This window comes from Streptomyces sp. NPDC058758 (assembly GCF_042746075.1).
In the GTDB taxonomy this organism is placed as follows: domain Bacteria; phylum Actinomycetota; class Actinomycetes; order Streptomycetales; family Streptomycetaceae; genus Streptomyces.
This window is the reverse complement of the sequence record NZ_JBHYPS010000037.1, coordinates 24549-44158: the sequence shown is the minus strand read 5'-3', so window position 1 is coordinate 44158 and position 19610 is coordinate 24549. Positions and strand designations below refer to the sequence as shown.

Genomic DNA, 19610 nt, shown 5'->3' with positions numbered 1-19610 from the left:
AGCGCCTGCGCAGCGGATAACGTGGGGCGGATGGGGATCGGCGAGCTGGACCGGGAGGCGCACGTGCCCGAGGGACGTCCGAGTGGGACCGCGGCGGGTCCGCGCACGCTGGCCGAGGCACTGCGGGCGCGCGGGGACGACGGGCTGGCCGCGCTGCTGCGGGCCCGCCCCGATCTGCTGGGGCCGGTGCCGAACGACCTGACGCAGCTGGCGACCCGGGCCGGGACGCGGGCCTCGGTGGTGCGGGCCCTGGAGCGGCTCGACCGCTTCTCGCTCCAGGTGGCGGAGGCGCTGGCGGTGGCGCCGGACCCGGCGCCCTACCCGGTGCTGGCCGGCCTGTTCGGCGGCGGGCCGGACGCGCCGGAGGTCGAGGCGGCGCTGCCCCGCGCGGTGGCGCTGCTGCGCGAGCGGGCGCTGGTGTGGGGCGAGGACGACCGGCTGCGGCTGGTGCGGACCGCGCGCGAGCTGCTGTCGCCCTCGCCGCAGCACCCCTCCCCCACCGGGCTGGGTCCGACGGTCGCGGAGGCGACGGCGGGCATGTCGCCGGGGCGGCTCCAGGAGATCGTGGCGGCGGCCGGACTGCCGTCGACGCACGACCCGGTGTCGGCGGTGGCCGCGCTGACCGCGCTCTTCACCGACCGGAAGCGGATGGGCGCGCTGCTCGACACGGCGCCGCCGGAGGCGCTCTCCGTGCTGGACCGGCTGGTGTGGGGGCCGCCGTACGGCGAGGTGACGGCGAAGCCGACGCCGCCGGTGAGCTGGCTGCGCGACCGGGGGCTGCTGCTGCCGGTGTCGCCGCGCACGATGGTGCTGCCGCGCGAGGTGGCGCTGCACCTGCGGGGCGGCCGGGCGCACCGGGCGCCGGAGCCGCGCGCACCGGAGCCGGTGGTGACCCGCGCGTACCCTCCCCGGACCGTGGACGCCGCCGCCGCCGGGCAGGCGTACGCGGCGCTGGCCACCGTCGAGGAGCTGCTGAAGTCCTGGGACCACGGCGGTCCGGCGGTGCTGCGGGCCGGCGGCCTGTCGGTGCGGGACCTCAAGCGGACCGCCGCCGCGCTGGACGTGCCGGAGCCGGTGGCGGCCTTCTGGCTGGAGCTGGCCTACGGGGCGGGGCTGCTGGCCTCGGACGGCGAGGCGGACGAGCGGTACGCGCCGACGCCCGCGTACGACGACTGGCTCGACCAGCCGCCGGCCGAGCGCTGGGCGCGGCTGGTCACCGCCTGGCTGCCGGCGACCCGCACGCCGGGTCTGGTCGGCGGCCAGGACGCGAAGGGGCGGACGCTGTCCGCGCTCGGCCCCGACCTGGACCGGGCCGCCGCCCCCGAGGTGCGCCACCGGGTCCTGGTCCTGCTGGCGACCCTGCCGCCGGGCGCGGCGGCGGACCCGGAGTCGCTGCTGGCCCGGCTGCGCTGGGAGCGGCCGGCGCGCGGCACGTCCGCGACGGGCCGCCCGGGCGCGGCGCCGGCCGGCGCCGCGGCTCCCGGCCCCGCGGGCACGACCGGAGCGACGGGTGCGACGGGTGCGGAGCCCGGCGCGGCGGGCCCGTGGGCCTCGGAGATCAGGCCCCCGGCCCCCGCCGCTCCGGCCGCGGCCCCGCGGCCCGCCGCCGACCTGCGCGAACGGCTCGCCCGCTGGGTGCTCGACGAGGCCGAACTCCTCGGGATCACCGGCCGCGGCGCCCTGTCCACGCCCGCGCGGGCCCTGCTGAACCTGCCGGTCGACGCGCCGGCGGAGCCGGGCGCCGAGGGCGGCGGGGTGGAGGCGGAGGTCGCGGCGGAGCGGGCGGCGGAGCTCCTGGAGCCGCTGCTGCCCGAGGCGGTCGACCACGTCCTGCTCCAGGCCGACCTGACGGCCGTCGCGCCCGGCCCGCTGCTCCGCCCGCTGGCCGACGCGCTCGCGGTCCTGGCGGACGTGGAGTCGAAGGGCGGGGCGACGGTCTACCGCTTCACCCCCGGTTCGGTGCGGCGCGCGCTCGACACCGGCCGCTCCGCCTCCGACCTGCACGCCTTCCTCGCCGCGCACGCGCGCACGCCCGTGCCGCAGCCGCTCGCGTACCTCATCGACGACGTGGCGCGCAAACACGGGCACCTGCGGATCGGGGCCGCGTCCGCCTACGTCCGCTGCGACGACGACGCGCTGCTCGGGGAGATCCTGGCCGACCGGCGCTCGGCCGCCCTGGGGCTGCGCCGCCTCGCGCCGACGGTGCTGGCCGCGCAGACCGACCCGTCTTCGCTCCTCGACGGGCTGCGCGCGATGGGCTACGCGCCGGCCGCCGAGTCCGCGGCGGGCGACGTCCTGGTCACCCGCGCCGACGCCCGCCGCACCCCGCCCCGCACGGCGCCGGCCCCCGTCCCCGACGGGCCGCCGGCGCCCGACGCCACGCTGCTGGCGGCGGCGGTACGGGCGATCCGGGCGGGCGACCACGCCGCCACGGCCGTGCGCAAGGAGCCCGCCGTCCCCGTCGCCGCGGGCGGTCTGCCCCGCACCTCCGCCGCCGAGACCCTGGCCACCGTGCAGGCGGCGGCGATGACGGGTTCGGCGGTCTGGATCGGCTACGTCAACGCCGAGGGCGCCGCCAGCCAGCGGGTCATCGCGCCGGTGCGGGTGGAGGGCGGCTTCGTGACGGGCTACGACCACACGGCCGACGAGGTCCGCACGTACCCGCTGCACCGCATCACGGGGGTCGCGGAACTGGCCGACGAAGAGCTATCTTGATGTCAAGATTCTCGACATCGAGGGGGATGCCGTGCCGACCAGCCCTGCCGCCCACGCCCTGACCGGCCTGCACCACGTCCAGCTCTCCATCCCGCCGGGCGGCGAGGACGCCTGCCGCGCCTTCTGGGGGGACGCGCTCGGGATGACCGAGGTCGCGAAGCCGCCGGTCCTCGCGGCCCGGGGCGGCTGCTGGTTCCGGGGCGGCGGCGTCGAGGAGGACTTCCGCCCCGCGCGGAAGGCCCACCCCGGCATCCTCGTCACGGGCATCCACGCCCTCGCCGCCCGCCTGGAGAGCAGGGGCACCGCCGTGACCTGGGACGACGCCCTCCCCGGCTACACCCGCTTCCACACCGCCGACGACCTCGGCAACCGCCTGGAGTTCCTCCAGCCGACCGGCTGACCCGCCCCCGCGGGAGGCCGTCGCGGTACACTTCTCCGTTCCCCTCGCCGCGACCCGTCTGCGGAGGTATGTGTGTCCTGCCTGATCGTCCAGAGCGACAAGACGCTGCTGCTGGAGGTCGACCACGAACTCGCCGACGCCTGCCGGAGGGCGATCGCGCCCTTCGCGGAGCTGGAGCGGGCGCCCGAGCACATCCACACCTACCGGGTGACGCCGCTCGGGCTGTGGAACGCCCGGGCCGCCGGACACGACGCCGAGCAGGTCGTCGACGCGCTCGTGGAGTACTCCCGCTACCCCGTGCCGCACGCGCTGCTCGTCGACATCGCCGAGACCATGGGCCGCTACGGGCGGCTCACGCTCTCCAAGCACCCCGCGCACGGGCTCGTGCTGACCACGACCGACCGGCCGGTCCTGGAGGAGATCCTCCGGTCGAAGCGGATCCAGCCCCTGGTCGGCGCGCGGATCGACCCCGACACGGTCGTCGTGCACCCCTCCGAGCGCGGCCAGATCAAGCAGACGCTGCTGAAGCTGGGCTGGCCCGCCGAGGACCTCGCCGGGTACGTCGACGGCGAGGCGCACCCGATCGACCTCGCCGAGGACGGCTGGAGCCTGCGGCCGTACCAGCAGCACGCCGTCGAGGGCTTCTGGCACGGCGGCTCCGGCGTCGTCGTGCTGCCCTGCGGCGCCGGGAAGACGCTGGTCGGCGCGGGGGCGATGGCCAGGGCGAAGGCCACCACGCTGATCCTCGTCACCAACACCGTCTCCGCCCGCCAGTGGAAGAGCGAGCTGGTGAAGCGGACCACGCTGACCGAGGACGAGATCGGCGAGTACAGCGGGACCAGGAAGGAGATCCGGCCCGTCACCATCGCCACCTACCAGGTCCTCACGACCCGGCGGAAGGGCGTCTACCCGCACCTGGAGCTCTTCGACTCCCGCGACTGGGGCCTCATCGTCTACGACGAGGTGCACCTGCTGCCCGCGCCCGTCTTCAAGTTCACCGCCGACCTCCAGGCCCGCCGCCGGCTCGGCCTGACCGCGACGCTGGTGCGCGAGGACGGCAAGGAGGCGGACGTCTTCTCCCTGATCGGACCCAAGCGGTTCGACGCGCCGTGGAAGGAGATCGAGGCGCAGGGCTACATCGCGCCCGCCGACTGCGTCGAGGTCCGGGTCAACCTCACCGAGTCGGAACGGCTCGCCTACGCGACGGCCGAGGCGGAGGAGAAGTACCGCTTCTGCGCGACGACGGCCACGAAGCGGCGGGTGACCGAGGCGCTGGTGCGGAAGTTCGCCGGGCAGCAGATCCTCGTCATCGGCCAGTACATCGACCAGCTCGACGAACTCGGCGCGCACCTCGACGCCCCCGTCATCAAGGGCGAGACGAGCAACAAGGAGCGGGAGCGGCTCTTCGACGCCTTCCGCAACGGCGAGATCAACGTCCTCGTCGTCTCCAAGGTCGCCAACTTCTCCATCGACCTGCCCGAGGCCACGGTCGCCATCCAGGTGTCCGGCACCTTCGGCTCCCGCCAGGAGGAGGCGCAGCGCCTCGGCCGCGTGCTCCGCCCCAAGGCGGACGGCCACCAGGCGCACTTCTACTCGGTCGTCGCCCGCGACACCATCGACCAGGACTTCGCCGCCCACCGGCAGCGCTTCCTCGCGGAGCAGGGCTACGCCTACCGGATCGTCGACGCGGACGAGCTGCTGGCACCGTAGGGGGCCGGCGGGCTCAGTCCAGCAGGGCCAGGACCGGGGCCGCGAACGCCAGGGCGTACTCGGCGGCGACGAGGGCGCGGCGGGGCGCGACGAGGGCCGCCACGCCGGCCAGGTGGGCGAGGCCCGCGGCCCAGAACCCGGCGACCACGAAGGCGCCGCCGGAGCCGTCGCCCGAGACCGCGTCGTCGAGGGTGACCGCCATCGTCACCAGCGCGCAGACCCCGGCGACCAGGAGCCCGACGCCCGCGAGGACGCGGAGGGCGGTGGCGCCGGGGGCCGTGCCGGAAGGGGCGCGGCGCACGGCGGGCGTGCCGGGAGGGGTGCGGCGGGCGGGGGCGTCCTGCTTCGTCATGCCCCGATCCCACCACCGGGCCGCCGCCCCGGGCAGGCGTCCGCGTACTCAGCCGGCGGCGGGCGCGTACTCAGTCGGGGCCCGGCGCGTACACGGGGCGGGGGTTCCTGACGCCCGCCTCCGCCGGGCCGTGGTCGCCGAGGAGGACGACGCCGACGGCGGCGGAGCCGAAGGCCCGCAGGGCCGCCAGCAGGCGGCCGGCCCGGGGGCGGGGGACGGTGGTCACGAGGGTGAAGGTCGTCGCGCTCATGCCTCCATTCTGGAATCCGGACATTCGCGGCACATCGGCCTGGGGGCGGAACCGGGCTCACCCTTACGGCGGATCCCTCCCCCTACGGGAAACCGATTCGCCCGGGCACCCCGGCCCCCGTTAGAATCACCGGCTTCCCCGCCTCCCGTCCCCGCACGGGAGCGCCGCCGTCCGGTCGGAAACCGGCGGCCACATCGACGTGTCCGCGTGTCCGTGTATCCGCATATCCGTGTGTCCGTGTACCGACCGGAGGCCTCCCCGTGTCCGCAGCCGTGCCCACCGACGATCCGCTCGTGCGCGAGCGGGCCCACCTGACCTCCTCCCGCGCCGCCCTGCGCGCGATGCGCGAGGAGGTCGAGGCCCTGGACATCAAGGACGTCACCGCCAACTGGGTCAACTCGATCGTCCTGGAACGGCAGATCGAGGACCGCATCAAGGCGCTCGCCGACCTCTCCCACACCCCGCTCTTCTTCGGCCGGCTCGACTACCTGCCGCCCACCCAGCACGGGCAGCGCTTCTACATCGGCCGCCGGCACGTCCACGACGCCCACGGCGACCCGATGGTCGTCGACTGGCGCGCCCCGGTCTCCCAGCCGTACTACCAGGCCTCGAAGAAGGACCCGCAGGACGTCGGGCTGCGCCGCCGCTTCGGCTACACGGGCGGCGAGCTCACCGCGTACGAGGACGAGCACCTGTCCGACCCCGCCGAGCTGGAGCGCACCAGCCGGCTGCTCCAGACGGAGATCGAGCGGCCCCGCGTCGGCCCCATGCGGGACATCGTGGCGACGATCCAGCCCGAGCAGGACGAGATCGTCCGCTCCGACCTGGGCGGCACGCTGTGCGTGCAGGGGGGCCCGGGCACCGGGAAGACGGCCGTCGGCCTGCACCGCGTCGCCTACCTGCTGTACGCCCACCGGGAACGGCTGGCCCGCACCGGCACCCTCGTCATCGGGCCGAACCGTTCCTTCCTCCAGTACATCGAGCAGGTGCTGCCCGCCCTCGGCGAGCTGGAGGTGAAGCAGGCGACCGTCGACGACCTCGTCGCCCACGTGGAGGTGCGCGGCACGGACGAGGCGGCGACCGCGGTCGTGAAGGGCGACGCCCGGATGGCGGAGGTGCTGCGGCGGGCGCTCCGCTCGCACGTGAAGCTGCCGACGGAGCCCCTGATGGTGGTGCGCGGCTCGCGCCGCTGGCGCGTCCCCGCCCACGAACTGGAGGAGATCGTCCGGGAACTGACGGAGCGTGACATCCGGTACGGGGCGGCCCGCGAGGCCCTGCCCCAGCGGATCGCGCACGCCGTCCTCGTCCGGATGGAGCAGGCGGGCGAGGCACCCGACGACCGGGTGCAGAACGCCGTGGCCCGCAACGCGGCGGTGAAGGCCGTCGTCAAGGAGTGCTGGCCGCCGGTCGACCCCGCGAAGCTGGTGCTGCGGCTGCTGGGCGACGCGGACTTCCTGGCGGAGCACGCGGCGGGCCTGCTGAGCGACGAGGAGCAGAAGCTGCTGCTGTGGACGAAGCCCGCCCGCAGCGTGAGGACGGCGAAGTGGTCGGCGGCGGACGCGGTGCTGATCGACGAGGCGACGGACCTGGTCGAGCGGACCCACTCGCTCGGGCATGTGGTCCTCGACGAGGCGCAGGACCTGTCCCCCATGCAGTACCGGGCGGTGGGCCGGCGCTGCACGACCGGCTCCGCGACCGTCCTCGGCGACCTGGCGCAGGGCACCACGCCCTGGGCCACCGAGAGCTGGCAGACCGCCCTCGCCCACCTCGGCAAGCCGGAGTCCCGGGTGGAGGAGCTGACGGCCGGCTTCCGCGTGCCCAGCGAGGTCATCGCGTACGCCTCCCGGCTGCTGCCGCACATGGCGCCGGGGCTGGCGCCGGTGGAGTCCGTCCGGGAGAACCCGGGGGCCTTCGAGATCCGGGCGGCGGGCGACGCCCCCGACGAGGCCGTCGTGGCGGCCTGCGTGGACGCCCTCGCGCACGAGGGCTCGATCGGGCTCATCGCGGCGGACGCGCGGATCGCGCCGCTGGCGGCGGCCCTGGACGCGGCCGGCCTCCCCCACCTCTCGCCCGGCGAGGAGACGACCGCCGAGTCCCGGCTCACGCTGGTCCCCGCGTCGCTCGCGAAGGGCCTGGAGTACGACTACGTGGTCCTCGACGAGCCCGCCGCCGTCGTCGACGGCGAACCCGACGAGCGCACCGGCCTGCGCCGCCTCTACGTCGCCCTCACCCGGGCCGTCTCCGGCCTGACGGTCGTCCACGCGGCGCCGCTGCCCGCGCAGCTGGAGGCCGCCGCGTGACCGCCCCGGCACCGGGCCTGCCGCACCACCTCGAACTGTGGGTGGGCGACCTGGCGCACGCGGAGGAGAGCTTCGGCTGGCTGCTCGGCGCGCTCGGCTACACGCCGTTCCAGCGCTGGGACGGCGGCCGGAGCTGGGCGCTCGGCTCCTTCTACCTCGTGGTGGAGGAGTCCCCCGCCCGGCACGGCGACGCCCACGACCGGCACCGGCCCGGCCTCAACCACCTGGCCCTCCACGTCGCCGGCCGGGCCGCCGTCGACGCCCTGGCCGCGGAGGCGCCCGCGCACGGCTGGCGCCTCCTCTTCCCCGACCGGCACCCCCACGCGGGCGGCCCCGGCCACTACGCGGCCTACCTGGAGAACGCGGACGGCTTCGAGGTGGAGCTGGTCGCCGCCGACCGGCCCGCCTAGTCGGTCTCGATGCCCCGCGCGGCGAAGACCTCCGCCGCGTCGGGCACCGCGAGCACCCCGTCCTCCACGAAGGTGACCTCGCGGAGGCCGGGCAGCAGGTCCAGGTCGTCGAGCGACCGCACGCCGAAGAGGTCGTCCTCGCCGTCCCAGGCCGGGGCGCAGTGCCGGAAGACGTCCGCCCCCGCGTCGAAGCACAGCTCCTCGACGGTGGCGAGCAGCTCGGCCGGAATCTCCAGCGCCTCGAAGTACTCCCGGGGCTCCGGCAGCACCTCCCCCACGAGGTCGTTCTCCAGGACGTGGGCCGCGGGGTCCCCGATCCCCCGGGCGGCCAGCACCTCGCCGAGGTCGTAGACCGGGAGCAGCGTCCCCGCCGAGTACATGAGCTCCTCGATGACGAGCAGCTTGAGGTTGAAGTCGCGGAACTGGGTCATGGGGACAGAGGTATCACGGGGGTGGGACACCCCCGCCCGGCACTTCACCCGGCGACGGGGCGCAGGAAGGCCTCGCGGACGTCCGCGGCCAGTTCCTCGATCTCCGCCCGGCCCATGTGTTCCGCCACGAAGGAGGCCGAGCCGACGCTCCCCTTGTCCGCCCACATGCACACGGCCCTGCGGAGCCCGGTGAGGTCGGTGATCCGGGCGCACTGCACCCAGCCGCCGCGGGCGCCGGCGTCAGCGCTCCAGTCCTCCCGGACGTCGGTGGTCTCCTCCAGTCCCCCGAGCATGCCGTACCGTCCGGACACGTCCTGGGCCCTCACCCGGTGGAAGTCGCCGGCCGCGGCGAAGACCACGAGCTGGTCCCCGTCGGCGGTGTCCGTCCCGGAGCCGTACATCCGGAGCAGCGAGTCCTCCACACCCTCCATCGACCCGGCCGTGCCGAGGGCCCCGAGGTCGGCGCCCTCGGCACCCCGGAACTCGTCGTGGGCGACCACCCGGTAGCGCGGATAGGCGAGGGAGGAGGCGTACGCGGCGCCGCCGGCGATCAGCACGAGGGCGAGGCCGGCGCCCGCGAAGGCGAGCTCTCGGCGGGTGAAGCGCGGTACGGGCGGCAGTTCCGGCGCGCCGAAGCCCTCGGGGGCCGGGGCCTGCGAGCCGTCCGCCTCGGACGGCACCGCGTCCGCCAGGCGGGCGGCGGCCCGGTCACGGGCCCGGCCGAGGAGTCGGCGGAGGGCGAGGTCCGGGAGGCTCAGCAGGACGAGCACGGCGACGGTGACGCCGTACGGCATCGGGAGGACGGTGACGCGCAGGACGACGAGCAGGACGACGAGCGCGGTGCCGAGGAGCCGGTACTCGGAGGCCCGGCACAGCAGCGTTCGCGGCCAGGCCCGGCCGGGGGCGGCGAGGGCGGAGGTCGTCTCGGCGAGGACGGCGAGCCGGCGGTCGTGCGGGGCGGCGGCGGCCCACCGGGCCGTCTGCGCGGCCGCGCCGGCGGGCGTCGGCGCGGCCGCGAAGGCGGCGACCGCGTCGAAGATCTGCACCCGCCGCACCGAGGCGGCGTCCTTGGAGCCGGTGGAGACGGACGTCCCGGCCGCATCGGCTCGCCGCAACTCCGCTGAGTGCGGGGCGAGTTCCCGCAGCCGGGCGATGACCTCCTCGCCGCGGGCACGCCGGCCCGGCCGTTCGAACGCATCGGTCCGGGCGCAGAGTTCGGCGTACCCGCCCAGCAGGGCGATGTCGTCCGGGAAGGCGTCGAGGCCCTGCCGGAAGGCCCGTTCGGCGGCGTCGTCGTGGTCGTCGTCGTCCTCGGCCATGTGCGCGCGGGCGAGCACGAGGAAGAGCCCGGCGTCGGGGCCGTCCGCGTCGAGCGCGTCCCGCGCGGCGGTCCGCGCCTCCCCGGGGCGCCCGGCGGCGATGAACGCCTCGGCGCGCGTACGGATGTCGTTCAAGAGTCCCCACCCTGGTGAACCGGCCGGACAGGCCCGGCCGCGAGCGCCACTATCACCCGGACCGGAATCTCGGTCAACCTCTCGCGGTCGCCTCTGACCTGCGCTTATGTCGCGTTCTCGGCGTCTTCGCCACCCAAGCGGACGGGAATGCGGCCGGGCCGTCAGGCGAACTCGGGCAGGGCCTGGGTCCAGGTGCGGCGGGCGACGGCGGCGAGGACCGGGTTGGGGGCGGGGGCGGTTCCGGGGCCGGTTCCTCCGCCGTAGTGGTGGTCGGTGACGAGGCCCCAGCAGAGGGCCCAGCCGCGGCCCCGGGACCAGGTGGCGGGGTCGACGCGGGAGGCGGCCCGGAAGAGGGGGCGGGTGGCGGGGGAGAGGAGGGTCCAGGCGGGCATGAGGTCGGCGGCGGGGTCGCCGGTGCCGAGGCCGCCGAAGTCGATGACGGCGCTGAGCCGGCCGTCGCGGGTGAGGAGGTTCCCGGGGAGCAGGTCTCCGTGGAGCCAGACCGGGTCGCGGTCCCAGGCGGGGAGGGCGAGGACCCGGTCCCAGGCGTCGAGGGCGGCGCGGGCGTCGAGCAGGCCGGCGTCGGCCAGGGCGGCGACGGCCACCGGGAGGGCGCCGTCCTCCCACGCGGTGACGGGGCCGCCCCGGAAGGACGGGGGTCCGTCGCCGGCGTCGGCCGCCCGCAGGGCGACCCCGAAGCGGCCCAGCTCCTCGGCGGCGTGGGCGAGGTCGGTGACGGGCGCGTTCCAGGCGTCGGCGCCGTCCAGCCAGGCGTAGACCCCCCACGGCGCGCCGAAGCCCTCCCCCGGGACCCCGGCCCCGACGGGCACCGGAACGGGCAGCGGGAGCGCGGGCGCGAGCCGGGGCAGCCAGCGCCGCTCCTTCTCGATCTGCCCGGTCGCCCACGGCGCCTTCGGCAGGCGCACGACGAGGTCGTCGCCGAGCCGGAACATCGCGTTGTCCGTCCCGGCGGAGGCGACCCGCCGCACGCCGAGCCCGGCCCAGTGGGGGAACTGGGCGACGATCAGCCGGCGCACCAGGTCTTCGTCGGGTGCGGGGTCGCGTGGGTCCGCCATGCGGGGAGGCTAGCGAGGGGGGCCGGGCGCCGCACCGCCTTTTCGTCGGCCGGCGCGCCCGCGCGCGGCGAACGGCGTTCCCCCGAAGGGGAGTTCCCCACCGGGCTCCGCAGGGTGGCCCCGCGTCCGTGGGGCGGGAGGAGGCGGGGAGCGGAGGACGCGGAAGAGGGGCGCGGCAGCCGGGAGGACGCGGAAGAGGGGGACGCGGCAGCCGGGAGGACGCGGGGGCCTCCGGCCGTCGCCCCCCGGCTCCTACGCGTCCACCGCCTCGCGCCACGCGCGGACCGCGTCCGCCGAGACCGGGGAGGTCCAGCCCTGGGGGCGCGCGGCGCCGCCGATGTGGAAGGCGGTGAGGCCGGCGGCGCGCAGGCGGGGGAGGTGGTCGAGGCGGAGGCCGCCGCCGACGAGGATCTGCGGTTCGTAGCCGGGTTCGCCGGTGCGGGCGGCTTCCGCCTCCAGGACCGGGAGGCCGTCGTCCACGCCGGTCGCGGCACCGGCCGTGAGGTAGGTGTCGAGGCCGGGGAGGTCGGCGAGGCGCTTGCGGAGGCCGTCGCGGTCGGCGGCGCGGTCGATGGCCCGGTGGAAGGTCCAGCGGGCGCCGTCGAGGACGGCGATGAGCCGCTCGACGGCGACGAGGTCGGGCTCGCCGGCGGGGGTGAGGAAGCCGAGGACGAACTCGTCGGCGCCGGCCTCGCGCAGCTCCACCGCGCGGGCCACCAGGGTGTCGACGTCTCCGGCGGCGAAGCCGTCCGCCAGGCGGAGCATCACGCGGAGCGGGATGTCGACCGCGCGGCGGATGGCGGTGAAGCCGGCCGTCGACGGGGTGAGGCCGTCCGCCGCCATGTCGGTGACGAGTTCGAGGCGGTCGGCGCCCCCGGTCTGGGCGGCGACCGCGTCCTGCTCGTCGAGGGCGATCACCTCCAGGACAGCACGGTTGCTCATTGCGCCCATTCCTCCATGAATGACGGCTACAGGTCTAGTCCAATGACCAGACTAGCCGTGCGAGTGACCTCCCGCATCGTGCTCGCCCGTCTCCGAGGGCGTCGCGGCGGGCGCCGGGGCGGTGGCCGGGGGCGTCGCCGGGGCGCCCGCCTTCACGGTGAAGGCGGCCGTGCGGACCTTGCCCTCGTGCTGGAAGTCGAGGAAGAGGCGGTACGTGCCGGCGCTCGGCGCGGTGGCCGTGAAGGAGACGTCGGGGCCGGGGCCGCCCTCGTTCGGGTGGACGTGGAGGTAGGCGAGGTCGCCCTGGCGGAGGGCGACCAGGTGCCCGTACGCGCCGAGGTACGGCTCCAGGTCGGTGACCGGCTCGCCGTCCTTGGAGACGGTGAGGCGCAGCTCGCCGGCCTTGCCGGGGTCGAGGGTGCCGCCGAGGCGGACCTGGTAGCCGTCGACGGTGGTGGTGGACGCGGCGGCGGGGAGCGGCTGGGGGGCGAAGGCGCCGGGGACGGCGAGGTCGACGCCGAGGGTGAGGCCCTCGGCGCCCTCCGCGGCGGGCTTGAAGTCGGCGAAGGCCTTGTAGGCGCCGGCGGCCGGGAGGTCGGCGTCGACGGTCCAGGTGCCGTCGGGGGCCTTCTCGGGGTGGAGGTGGCGGAAGACCGTCAGGTCGCGCGAGGCGACGATGAAGTGCAGCTCCTTGCCGTGCTCGGTGGTGAAGGCGGTGACCTTCTTCCCGGTGGCGTCCTGGATGGAGAACTTCAGGGTGCTGCGGCCCGCGGGCGGGGCGGGGGTCTCCAGGGCGAGGGTGTAGCCGCCGTCGGAGACCTGGAGGCCGCCGGGAAGCCCGGCGCCGGCGGGGGCGGCCTCCTCGTGGCCCGCGTGGCCGCCGGCGGAGGCGCTGGGCTCGGGCGTCGCGGCGGCGTGCTCGCCGTGCTCCGCCTTCTTCGGCTCCTCCACCGGGCCGACGCCCTTCCCGACCCCGTACGCGGTGCCGAAGGTCGCGGCGAGCGCGGCGGCGAAGGCGGTGATCTTCACTCCGGTGTTCATGGCTGCTCTCCCTGATGCGTGGGGCTGACGCGGTGGTGCGCGGGGCCGACGCGGTGATGCGGGGGCGACGCGCGGTGGTGCGTTCTTCTCGCTCTCTGCACTTCACCATACCCCTGGGGGGTATCAAGTCAAGTCGGGCCGACACTTGCGTCGGATACCACCGGGGGGTATACATGGATCCACACCGCCGATACCCCCCGAGGGTATCCGGTCCACCGGACACACGATGGAGGACGACATGGGTTCCTGCTGCACCCCCGACAACAGCTGCTCGACCGGCACCACCACCGCGGTCGCCGTGGCCGACGCCACCAGCACCGTCTACGCGGTCTCGGGCATGACCTGCGGCCACTGCAAGACCGCGATCACCACCTCCGTCAGCGCCCTGGAGGGCGTCCTCTCCGTGGACGTCGACGTCGCCGGCGGCCTGGTGACCGTCACCACGGACGGCGCGCCCGACGACGCCGCGATCGCCGCCGCGGTCGACGACGCGGGCTACGAGCTGACCGGCCGCGCCTGACCGATCCGGCCGCCGGGGCCCGTCCCGTACCCCCGCCCGGGCCCCGGCCCCCGAACCCGCTACACCGAGGAGCAGGAAATGACCACGACCACTCCGGGCACCGCCCAGGTCGAGCTCGCCATCGGCGGCATGACCTGCGCCTCGTGCGCGGCCCGCATCGAGAAGAAGCTCAACCGCATGGACGGGGTCGAGGCCACCGTCAACTACGCGACCGAGAAGGCGAAGGTCACCTTCGCCGCCGACATCCCGGTCGCCGACCTGATCGCCACCGTCGAGGCCACCGGCTACACCGCCGAGGAGCCCGCCCCGCCGAAGGGCGAGGCCCCCGGCGAGAGCGGCCCCTCCGACGAGGAGAAGGCCGACGAGGAGCTGCGGCCCCTCAGGCAGCGGCTGGTCACCGCCGTCGCCCTCGCCGTCCCCGTCATCGCCATGGCGATGGTCCCGGCGCTCCAGATCGAGTACTGGCAGTGGCTGAGCCTCACGCTCGCCGCCCCGGTCGTCGTCTACGCCGCCTGGCCCTTCCACAGGGCCGCCTGGACCAACGCGAAGCACGGCGCGGCCACCATGGACACGCTGATCTCGGTCGGCACGATCGCCGCGTTCCTGTGGTCCCTGTGGGCGCTGTTCTTCGGCACGGCCGGCACGCCCGGGATGACGCACCCCTTCGAGTTCACCATCGCCCGCACCGACGGCGCCGGGAACATCTACCTGGAGGCCGCCGCCGGCGTCACCGCCTTCATCCTGGCGGGCCGCTACTTCGAGGCCCGCTCGAAGCGGAAGGCCGGCGCCGCGCTCAAGGCGCTGATGCAGCTGGGCGCCAAGGAGGTCACCGTCGTCAGGGACGGGCGCGAGATCACCGTGCCCACCGCCGAACTCCAGGTCGGCGACCGCTTCCTGGTCCGCCCCGGCGAGAAGATCGCCACCGACGGCACCGTCGTCGAGGGCTCCTCCGCCGTGGACGCCTCCATGCTGACCGGCGAGTCCGTGCCGGTCGAGGTCGGCGTGGGCGACTCCGTCACCGGCGCCACCCTGAACGCCGGCGGCCGGCTCGTCGTCGAGGCCACCCGCGTCGGCGCCGACACCCAGCTCGCCCGGATGGCGAAGCTCGTCGAGGACGCGCAGAACGGCAAGGCCGCCGCCCAGCGGCTCGCCGACCGGATCTCGGCCGTCTTCGTGCCGATCGTCATCGCGCTCTCGCTCGGCACCCTCGGCTTCTGGCTCGGCACCGGCCAGGGCCTGACCGCCGCCTTCACCGCCGCCGTCGCCGTCCTGATCATCGCCTGCCCGTGCGCCCTGGGCCTGGCCACCCCGACCGCCCTCATGGTCGGCACCGGCCGCGGCGCGCAGCTCGGCATCCTGATCAAGGGTCCCGAGGTCCTGGAGACCACCCGCAAGGTCGACACCATCGTCCTGGACAAGACCGGCACCGTCACCACCGGCCGGATGACCCTCCTCAAGGTCCACACCGCCGCCGGCACCGACGAGACCGACGTGCTGCGCCTGGCCGGCGCCCTGGAGCACTCCTCCGAGCACCCCATCGCCCAGGCCGTCGCCACCGGCGCCGCGGCGAAGGTCGGCGCCCTGCCCACCCCCGAGGACTTCGCCAACGTCCCCGGCCTCGGCGTCCAGGGCGTCGTCGACGGGCACGCCGTCCTCGTCGGCCGCGAGAAGCTCCTGGAGGAGTGGGCGATGTCCCTCCCGGCGAGCCTCAAGGCCGCGAAGGACGCGGCGGAGAAGGCCGGCAGGACGGCCATCGCGGTCGCCTGGGACGGGGAGGCCCGCGCGGTCCTGGAGGTCGCGGACGCCATCAAGGAGACCAGCGCGGAGGCGATCCGCCGGCTCAAGGGCCTCGGGCTCACCCCGATCCTGCTGACCGGCGACAACCAGGCGGTCGCCGAGTCCGTCGCCGCCGAGGTCGGCATCGGCGAGGTCATCGCCGAGGTCATGCCGCAGGACAAGGTCGACGTCGTCAAGAAGCTCCAGGCCGAGGGCCGTTCGGTCGCCATGGTCGGCGACGGCGTGAACGACGCCGCCGCGCTCGCCCAGGCCGACCTCGGGCTCGCGATGGGCACCGGCACGGACGCGGCGATCGAGGCCGGCGACCTCACCCTCGTCCGGGGCGACCTGCGGGCCGCGGCGGACGCCATCCGGCTCTCCCGCAGGACCCTCGGCACCATCCGCTCCAACCTCTTCTGGGCCTTCGCCTACAACGTGGCCGCCCTGCCGCTCGCCGCGGCCGGACTGCTCAACCCGATGATCGCCGGTGCCGCGATGGCCTTCTCCTCGGTCTTCGTGGTCGGCAACAGCCTGCGGCTGCGCGGCTTCCAGGCCGCGGACAAGTGACCCCCTCCCCTTCTCCCCCGATGTGACGGGAGCCCGCCGTGGCCGGTTACGTGCAGCACAAGGAAGACATCATCAGAAGACTCCGGCGGATCGAGGGACAGGTCCGGGGGGTGCAGCGGATGGTCGACGAGGACGTCTACTGCATCGACGTCCTGACCCAGGTCTCGGCCATCAACGCCGCCCTCCAGTCCACCGCGGTGGCCCTCCTGGACGAGCACCTGAGCTGCTGCGTCACGGAGGCGATCGCCGCCGGCGGAGACCAGGCGAAGGTCAAGGTCGGCGAGGCGTCGAAGGCGATCGCCCGGCTGATCCGGACCTGACGGAGTTCACGGCCGCCCCCGCGCGAGGGGTCCGCGAGAGCGGGCCGCCGCACGGGGGCGGCGGCCGTTCCGGGCCCGTTCCAGGGCGGCTCCCGGGCCGGAACGGGGGCCGTCGCAAACCCGCCACCTTACCCCCAGGGGGTATACCTCGGGCGGGTGTGCGAGCCGTACGATGAGCCGCCCGCGACGGGAGGGGACGCACGTGCGCCGGCTGGGAGAGCTGGAGGCCGAGATCATGGACCGGCTGTGGGCCTGGCAGCGGCCCGCCACCGTCCGCGAGATCGTCGACGACATCAACCGCGGCCGCCGGGTCGCCTACACCACCGTCATGACGGTGGCCGACATCCTGCACCGCAAGGGCTGGCTCCGCCGCGAGAAGGCGGGCCGGGCCTGGCTGTACGAACCCGTCCGCAGCCGCGAGGAGTACACCGCCGGCCTGATGCGCGACGCCCTCGGCGACAGCCGGGACCGCCCCGCCGCCCTGCTCCGCTTCGTCGAGGCCATCTCCGACGAGGACGTCGAGGCCCTCGACGCCGCCCTCCGCGCGGCCCGCGGCGAGGCCGACGCCGAGGCCGCGCCGGGAGGCCGCGCGTGAACCACCACGCCCTGGTGCCCCTCGGACTCGCCCTGCTCTCCGGCCTCCTCGTGCCCTGGCTGCTGGTCCGGGCCCGCTGGACGCAGCAGGTGCCCCGGCTCGCGGTCACCGTCTGGGCCGCCTGCGGCGCCGTCTTCGCCGTCGCCGGCGCGCTGCTCCCCGCGCAGCTGCTGCTGCCGGGCGACTCCAGCCACCGCCTCACCGACATGGTGCTGACGCTCCGGCCGCCCACCCCCGGACAGCTGTTCGCGCTGCGCGGGCGGGAACTGGCCGCGCTGGCCGTGGCCGCCGCGGTCCTCGCCGTGCCGGCCGGCGCCTTCGCCCGCGGACTGCTGCGGGCCCGCCGGGCCCGGCGGGAGCACGCGGGCGTGCTGCGGCTGATCGGACGGTACGACCCCGTGCTGCGGGCCACCGTCCTCGACCACGCCCGGCCCGCCGTCTACTGCCTGCCGGGCCGCAGCCGCCGGGTCGTCGTCTCCTCCGGGGCCGTCGACGCCCTCACCCCCGCGCAGCTCGGCGCCGCCCTCGCCCACGAGCGGGCGCACATCGCGGGCCGGCACCACCTCCTGGTCGCCGCCGCCGAGGCGTTCGGCACGGTCTTCCGGCGGCTGCCGCTCGCCCGGCACGGCTCCGCGGCGGTCCCGCTGCTGCTGGAGATGGCCGCCGACGACCGGGCCCTGCGGCGCTGCTCCCGGGACGCGCTCGCCACCGCGCTCTACGCCCTCGCGGCGGGCCGCGCGCCGCGCTCCGCGTTCGCCGCCGGCGGGCCTTCGGCGGCCCTCCGGATGCGCCGGATCCTGACTCCGCACAGCGCGGGACACCCCGTGCTGCGGGGCCTGCTGACGATCGGCGCGGCGGCTCTCGCGATGGCTCCGCTGGTGGTCGCCTGCTGTTCCTTCCCGGCCTAAAGTCCGCACCAACTCAGCTATTTACTAAGCGAATTCGTAGATTTCGCATCGGTCACACACCCGGGAATCGGTCGCTATTGTGGGTACGTTGGGGCTCCGGTCCACCACGGCGCTCGGCACGGCGAAGGGTACAGATCCAATGCAGCTCGCTGGCGTCCGTACGGCAGCGGCCGGCGACGCGACGTCGATATCCCGGCTGCTCGCCGACGCGATCCGGAGCAGCTACGCCGGAATGCTGGACGAAATCCCGTTGCGCCGGCTGATCTCCGCACAATGCGCGCTGCCCCGGATACGCGCGGAAATAGAAATTCCGGGAGGCGCGCCCGGCTGGCTCGGCTGGCTGGTCGCGGAGCGCCCCGGGGGCGGGGTCGTCGGCGCCGCCGCGTGCGGGGTGCCGGTGCCGGGCGAGGGCGAGCTGTACGCCCTCGCCGTCGAGGAGGGCGCGCGCCGCCGCGGGATCGGTACGGCCCTGCTGGCGGCGGCCACCGACCGGACGCGCGGCTACGACGCGCGGGAGCAGCGGGTTCAGCTGCCGGTGGAGGCGGACCCGGCGCTCCCCTTCTACCGGGGCCACGGCTTCGCCGCCCTGGGGCCGAGGCGCTGGGGCCGCGCGGTCTAGGAACCGGCGGACCGGACCCGTACGGGCGCGTGCGGGGGTGCGTACGAGCGCGTGCGGGGTGTGTGCGAGGGCGCGCGAGGGTGCGTGGCAGATCCACGCCATCGCGTGTTCACGCCGCCCGATCCGGTGGATCGGGGTTCCTTCCGCAGGTCAGGATGGGCGCAGCGGCGCGGTCCCGGCGGCACGGGCGCCCCGCCCGGACGGCATGGACCGCGCGAGCCCCTGGAGGAGCGATGCACACCCCGAGCGGCACTTCCCTGCCCGCCGTGCCCGCAGCGCTCGCGCCGGTCCTGCCGTCCCGATACGACCGGGAGCGGGCGCCCCGGCCCGGGGCCGGGGCGCGGATCGCCCCCGACGCGCTGCCCGGCCTGGAGTCCGTCTCCGCGATGGACGAGGGCTCCGTGTGGCTGCACGACGCCCTGCTCGGCCCGCACAGCGCGGACATCGTCCGCTACCTCGGCCTCGCCCGCTCCACCGGCGGACCCGTCCTGGACCTCGGCTCCGGCGCGGGGCGGCTCGCCGTCCCCTTCGCCCGGCACGGCTTCGCCGTGGACGCCGTGGACCGGGACGCCTCGGCACTGGAGCGCCTCGAAGGCTGGGCCCGGCGGATCGGCCCGCAGGTGGCCGGGCTGGTGGCGACGCACCGCGCGGACCTCACCGAGCTGCGGCTGAGCGGGAGTTACCGGCTGGCGCTGCTCGCGGGCGCGATGGTCTCGGCGGTCCCGCCGGCCCGGCGGCCCGGGCTGCTGCGGGAGGTCGCGGACCACCTGGAGGCGGGCGGGGCGCTGGCCCTGGACTACACCGCGCACCTGTGGCCGGGGCTGGTGGCGGAGCCGCGGCGGACCTGGGCGTTCCAGGTGCCGCGGTTCGACGGGATCGACGAGTGGGTGGTGGCCCGGCAGGTCTTCGACCTGGGGGCGATGAGCGAGCGGATCACCTACTACACGGCCAGGACCGGCAAGCTCTCCTCGGAGCGGACGGTGCTGACCACCGACAAGTGGATCGTGGACCAGGAGCGGCTGGCGGACGAACTCCACTCCGCGGGGCTGCGCGTCGAGGGCCGGCGGCGACAGCGCATCGACGAGCGCACGGAGTCGGTGCTGCTGGTCTGCCGCGCGGACGACCGGCCGGCCGCCGCCTGTCGGGGCGGACGGGCAAGAGGTACGATGCCCACAAAAGTTTGAGCCGACCAGACGGAGCCCGGCGGCCGGCCGGGGCGCGACC

At 75.6% G+C, this 19610-nt stretch carries 19 protein-coding genes; 12 read left to right on the top strand and 7 right to left on the bottom strand.

The window, feature by feature from the left end:
* Positions 1-30 precede the first annotated feature (30 nt).
* The 3 genes from ACFW6A_RS31450 to ACFW6A_RS31440 all read left to right on the top strand — a co-directional run bounded on the left by ACFW6A_RS31450 (position 31) and on the right by ACFW6A_RS31440 (position 4825).
* A complete protein-coding gene (locus ACFW6A_RS31450) occupies positions 31-2715 on the top strand; it encodes a helicase-associated domain-containing protein (RefSeq protein ID WP_386644610.1) in 2685 nt (894 codons plus the stop codon).
* A gap of 31 nt (positions 2716-2746) precedes the next feature.
* Entirely contained in the window at positions 2747-3115 is a 369-nt protein-coding gene (locus ACFW6A_RS31445; RefSeq protein WP_386644607.1) for a glyoxalase, read from the top strand.
* Between the two features lie 72 nt (positions 3116-3187).
* Entirely contained in the window at positions 3188-4825 is a 1638-nt protein-coding gene (locus ACFW6A_RS31440; RefSeq protein WP_351851802.1) for a DNA repair helicase XPB, read from the top strand.
* Positions 4826-4838: 13 nt separating this feature from the next.
* On the opposite strand, the gene ACFW6A_RS31435 is transcribed toward ACFW6A_RS31440, so the two are convergent.
* Together ACFW6A_RS31435 and ACFW6A_RS31430 are read right to left on the bottom strand one after the other, a co-directional pair.
* Entirely contained in the window at positions 4839-5177 is a 339-nt protein-coding gene (locus ACFW6A_RS31435; protein ID WP_386644604.1) for a hypothetical protein, read from the bottom strand.
* A 70-nt stretch (positions 5178-5247) separates the two neighbouring features.
* On the bottom strand, positions 5248-5427 hold the full coding sequence (locus ACFW6A_RS31430) for a hypothetical protein (RefSeq protein WP_351851808.1): 180 nt from the start codon (positions 5425-5427) through the stop codon (positions 5248-5250).
* Between the two features lie 260 nt (positions 5428-5687).
* Here ACFW6A_RS31430 and ACFW6A_RS31425 point away from each other — a divergent pair, with 260 nt between their 5' ends.
* Complete coding sequence (locus ACFW6A_RS31425; RefSeq protein WP_351851811.1) at positions 5688-7727, top strand: UvrD-helicase domain-containing protein; 2040 nt, start codon at positions 5688-5690, stop codon at positions 7725-7727.
* A complete protein-coding gene (locus tag ACFW6A_RS31420; protein WP_351851814.1) occupies positions 7724-8137 on the top strand; it encodes a VOC family protein in 414 nt (137 codons plus the stop codon). Before ACFW6A_RS31425 ends, ACFW6A_RS31420 begins: the two co-directional genes overlap by 4 nt.
* Here the strand turns inward: ACFW6A_RS31420 and ACFW6A_RS31415 are convergent.
* From ACFW6A_RS31415 to ACFW6A_RS31395, 5 genes are all read right to left on the bottom strand, one after another.
* Entirely contained in the window at positions 8134-8568 is a 435-nt protein-coding gene (locus ACFW6A_RS31415; protein ID WP_386644601.1) for a DUF6892 domain-containing protein, read from the bottom strand. The genes ACFW6A_RS31420 and ACFW6A_RS31415 overlap by 4 nt on opposite strands.
* 44 nt (positions 8569-8612) lie before the next feature.
* Positions 8613-10022: a hypothetical protein gene (locus tag ACFW6A_RS31410; RefSeq protein ID WP_386644598.1), complete on the bottom strand. Its 1410-nt coding sequence runs from the start codon at positions 10020-10022 to the stop codon at positions 8613-8615.
* A 161-nt stretch (positions 10023-10183) separates the two neighbouring features.
* Complete coding sequence (locus ACFW6A_RS31405; protein WP_386644595.1) at positions 10184-11098, bottom strand: aminoglycoside phosphotransferase family protein; 915 nt, start codon at positions 11096-11098, stop codon at positions 10184-10186.
* A gap of 252 nt (positions 11099-11350) precedes the next feature.
* Positions 11351-12040 (bottom strand): copper homeostasis protein CutC, encoded by a 690-nt coding sequence (locus ACFW6A_RS31400; protein WP_351851824.1) that lies wholly within the window; start codon positions 12038-12040, stop codon positions 11351-11353.
* A 51-nt stretch (positions 12041-12091) separates the two neighbouring features.
* The gene (locus ACFW6A_RS31395) at positions 12092-13081 is read right to left on the bottom strand and encodes a hypothetical protein (protein ID WP_351851827.1); all 990 of its coding nucleotides are present in this window, start codon (positions 13079-13081) and stop codon (positions 12092-12094) included.
* A 238-nt stretch (positions 13082-13319) separates the two neighbouring features.
* Here ACFW6A_RS31395 and ACFW6A_RS31390 point away from each other — a divergent pair, with 238 nt between their 5' ends.
* The 7 genes from ACFW6A_RS31390 to ACFW6A_RS31360 all read left to right on the top strand — a co-directional run bounded on the left by ACFW6A_RS31390 (position 13320) and on the right by ACFW6A_RS31360 (position 19570).
* Positions 13320-13601, top strand: a complete 282-nt coding sequence (locus tag ACFW6A_RS31390) for a cation transporter (RefSeq protein WP_351851829.1) — start codon at positions 13320-13322, stop codon at positions 13599-13601.
* 78 nt (positions 13602-13679) lie between these two features.
* Positions 13680-15944, top strand: a complete 2265-nt coding sequence (locus tag ACFW6A_RS31385; protein WP_386477995.1) for a heavy metal translocating P-type ATPase — start codon at positions 13680-13682, stop codon at positions 15942-15944.
* A 38-nt stretch (positions 15945-15982) separates the two neighbouring features.
* Entirely contained in the window at positions 15983-16264 is a 282-nt protein-coding gene (locus tag ACFW6A_RS31380) for a metal-sensitive transcriptional regulator (RefSeq protein ID WP_030749685.1), read from the top strand.
* A 202-nt stretch (positions 16265-16466) separates the two neighbouring features.
* Positions 16467-16859 carry a BlaI/MecI/CopY family transcriptional regulator gene (locus ACFW6A_RS31375; RefSeq protein WP_351851835.1) on the top strand — a complete coding sequence of 131 codons (393 nt, stop codon included), beginning with the start codon at positions 16467-16469 and terminating at the stop codon, positions 16857-16859.
* Positions 16856-17767: a M56 family metallopeptidase gene (locus ACFW6A_RS31370; RefSeq protein ID WP_351851837.1), complete on the top strand. Its 912-nt coding sequence runs from the start codon at positions 16856-16858 to the stop codon at positions 17765-17767. The genes ACFW6A_RS31375 and ACFW6A_RS31370 overlap by 4 nt, the downstream gene beginning before the upstream one ends.
* 139 nt (positions 17768-17906) lie before the next feature.
* Entirely contained in the window at positions 17907-18386 is a 480-nt protein-coding gene (locus tag ACFW6A_RS31365; RefSeq protein WP_351851840.1) for a GNAT family N-acetyltransferase, read from the top strand.
* Between the two features lie 233 nt (positions 18387-18619).
* Positions 18620-19570: a class I SAM-dependent methyltransferase gene (locus ACFW6A_RS31360; protein ID WP_351851842.1), complete on the top strand. Its 951-nt coding sequence runs from the start codon at positions 18620-18622 to the stop codon at positions 19568-19570.
* Positions 19571-19610: the final 40 nt, after the last annotated feature.